Source organism: Frankia sp. Mgl5 (genome assembly GCF_023242985.1).
GTDB classification, from domain to species: domain Bacteria; phylum Actinomycetota; class Actinomycetes; order Frankiales; family Frankiaceae; genus Parafrankia; species Parafrankia soli.
Window position 1 is genome coordinate 1 of record NZ_JALKFY010000804.1, and the last position, 3,210, is coordinate 3,210.

At 70.0% G+C, this 3,210-nt stretch carries 2 protein-coding genes; both read left to right on the plus strand.

Annotation, left to right across the window (positions count from 1 at the left end):
• Positions 1-577: 577 nt before the first annotated feature.
• Positions 578-1,774, plus strand: a complete 1,197-nt coding sequence (locus MXD62_RS29075) for a cytochrome P450 (RefSeq protein ID WP_248832576.1) — start codon at positions 578-580, stop codon at positions 1,772-1,774.
• A gap of 303 nt (positions 1,775-2,077) precedes the next feature.
• Positions 2,078-3,100: a dihydrodipicolinate reductase gene (locus MXD62_RS29080; protein ID WP_248832577.1), complete on the plus strand. Its 1,023-nt coding sequence runs from the start codon at positions 2,078-2,080 to the stop codon at positions 3,098-3,100.
• The last annotated feature ends 110 nt before the right edge of the window (positions 3,101-3,210 follow it).

Genomic DNA, 3,210 nt, shown 5'->3' on the forward strand with positions numbered 1-3,210 from the left:
TCGGCAGGAAGCCCCTGCGCCTTACCCAACATCTTCACGTTCGAAGCCGGAACAGCCAGACACGACCGGCGAGCACGCAGAGGCATTCTGGTCAGAAACTCCTTCGTCGGGCCGGCTCTCCGAGGCGGCTGGAGAACCGGTGGTCATGGCTGGTCGGGCAGCGCCCGGGCCGGCGCGGCGAGTGGCCTCGCCACGGTAGTCCATGGCGGCTGGGCATCCATGTCGATCGTCACCGCCGTGGGACGGGGCACCCGCCGGCCGGGAACAGCCGGCGGACCGCGGGCGGCACCGGCACCCGCGGCACGCTCCACACGAAAGCAGGACATCCAAGCACCGTCGTCTCGGTGTGCGGGCAGTCACAGGGCCGGCGGAGATCGCCGGGAGCGGGCACCCAGCCGGCGGTGGAGCGGCGCACGTTGTCGACGGGGCACCCTCGGCACCGGCCGACCTGCCGTGTCGCGTCCCGCCGACGGCGGGCGTGGACAGTCGCCCCGGTACCGTCGGTAGCAGCGGTGACAGGGCTCACACGCGCGGCGGCGCGGCGGGCACCTCGTTCGATCGCACGGAGGAGTGGAACATGCCGTTAACCAGCCCCAGCGACGTCTACTACGATCCTTACGACGCCCAGATCGACGCCGACCCCTACCCGGTCTGGCGGCGCATGCGCGACGAGGCACCGCTCTACTACAACGAGAAGTACGACTTCTACGCCCTCAGCCGCTTCGAGGACGTCGAGCCCTGCCTGAGTGACTGGAACACCTACCGGTCCGGCCGGGGATCCATCCTGGAGCTCATCAAGGCCAACATCGAGCTGCCCTCGGGAATCATTCTCTTCGAGGACCCGCCGATCCACGACATTCACCGCAGCCTGCTCGCCCGGGTCTTCACCCCGCGGAAGATGAACGCGCTGGAGCCGAAAATCCGCGAGTTCTGCGCGCGTTCCCTCGATCCCCTTGTCGGGACCGAGCGCTTCGATTTCATCCGGGACCTCGGCGCGCAGATGCCGATGCGCACGATCGGCTTTCTCCTGGGAATCCCGGAATCCGACCAGGAGGCGATCCGGGACCGTCTCGACGAGGGCCTGCAGCTGCGCGAGGGTGAAGAGCTCTCGGTCTCGGCCGAGGACTTCAACTCCGACGAGTTCGGCGCCTACATCGACTGGAGGGCCGAGCATCCCTCCGACGACCTGATGACGGAGCTCCTGAACGCCGAGTTCGAGGACGAGACGGGCACCGTCCGCAAGCTCCACCGGGAGGAAGTGCTCACTTACGTCACAATGCTCGCCGGGGCCGGGAACGAGACGACCACGCGGCTCATCGGCTGGACCGGAAAGATTCTCGCCGAGAACCCCGACCAGCGGCGCGAACTCGTCGCGGACCGCTCGCTCATTCCGAACGCGATCGAGGAGCTGCTGCGTTTCGAGGCGCCCTCACCGGTGCAGGCGCGCTATGTCGCCCGCGACGTCGAACACCACGGCCACACCGTGCCCGAGGGCAGCATCATGGTGCTGCTGAACGGCTCGGCGAACCGGGACGAGCGCCGCTTCGCCGACCCTGACCGCTTCGACGTCCACCGCGACGTCGGCCGCCACCTCAGCTTCGGCTATGGCATCCACCACTGCCTCGGGGCGGCGCTGGCCCGGCTCGAGGGCCGGGTCGCCCTGGACGAGGTCCTCAGCCGGTTCCCGACCTGGGAGATCGACTGGGACAACGCCGTCCAGGCCCGCACCTCGACGGTCCGCGGCTGGGAGACGATGCCCGCCTTCGTCCGGTAGGCCGGTAGGCCGGTAGGCCCCGCCGCCATTGACTAGGACATTGGCAACATTAGACTGCCTTCAATATGGACGATGATTTAGCGAAGGCAGATGATTTGGCGACGGTATGCGCCGCCGGGTCTTTTCCGCCCTCCCCCGTGTCAGCGCGTGACCGGTCCCGCCGACCCCGGCCGACCCCGGCCGGAGACTGAGGTATGCACGCGCTCGACGGCGTCCGGATCTACGCGACCCGCGACGGCTGGCGGCGGAAGGACGACCACCACTTCGCCGTCCAGTACGGCCACCCAGCGATCGGAGAAGAGCATGAGCATTCGAGTCGTCCAGTGGACCACCGGGGGTGTCGCGCGCAGCGCGGTGCGCGCCGTCCTCGCGCATCCGCGCCTGGAACTCGTGGGCTGTTTCGCGTGGAGCGCCGAGAAGGACGGCAAGGACGTCGGTGAGCTGTGCGGCTTACCGCCGCTCGGCGTCCAGGCCACCAGCAGCTTCGACGCGATCATCGCGCTGCGGCCCGACGTCGTGCTCTACATGCCGTTGCTGTGGGACGTCGACGACATGGTGCGGCTGCTCGAGGCCGGCATCAACGTCATCTCCACGGCGAACTTCCTCACCGGCCGGTCCTACGGCGAGAAGGACATGAACCGCCTGCACGAGGCCGCGCGGCGCGGCGGCGTGTCCCTGTACGGAGCCGGGATCAACCCCGGCCTGGCCGGTGTCGTGGGCCTCACCGCGGCCGCGCTGTGCCGCGAGGTGGAGAAGATATCGATCTTCGAAGCCGCCGACTGCACCCACTACGCGTCGGCCGAGACGTGGCAGGCGCTCGGCTTCGGGTCACCGCCGGACACCCCGGGGCTGGCCGACGCGGCGAAGCAGCGCCAGCTCGTCTTCCAGGACGCGGTCGAGGTGATCGCGAAGGCCCTCGGCGCCGAGCTCGAGGAGGTGCGCTACGCACCCGAGTTCGGCCTGGCGACCAGGGACCTCGACCTCGGCTACATGACCATCCCGCGGGGCACCGTGTGCGGGCTGAAAGGCCGCTGGCAGGGCATCGTGCGGGGCCGGCCGCTGATCGAGCTGGGCCTGCTGTGGCGGCTGGGCAACGCCATGGAGCCCGACTGGCCGATCGAGGAGGGGTACGTCATGGAGATCCGCGGGCACCCCAACGTGCGGCTCCGCTACGAGTTCGAGTACTCCGCGGACGCCGTGGACCGCGACGCGCACACCGCCAACCCGGCGGTGAACGCCGTTCCGGCCGTGGTGGCCGCGCCCCCCGGCCTGGTCACGGCGGACGACCTGCCACTCGTGACGGCCGGATCCATCGCCGCACCGTGATCCCGCCCCGGCCTCGGCGGCCCCCAAGCCCCCGAGGCCCGCACCCGGGGCGGGGGCGGGGCCCATCGGGGGGGGGGGGTGAGCCGCCCCCGGCCGCGACCAGCGCGCCG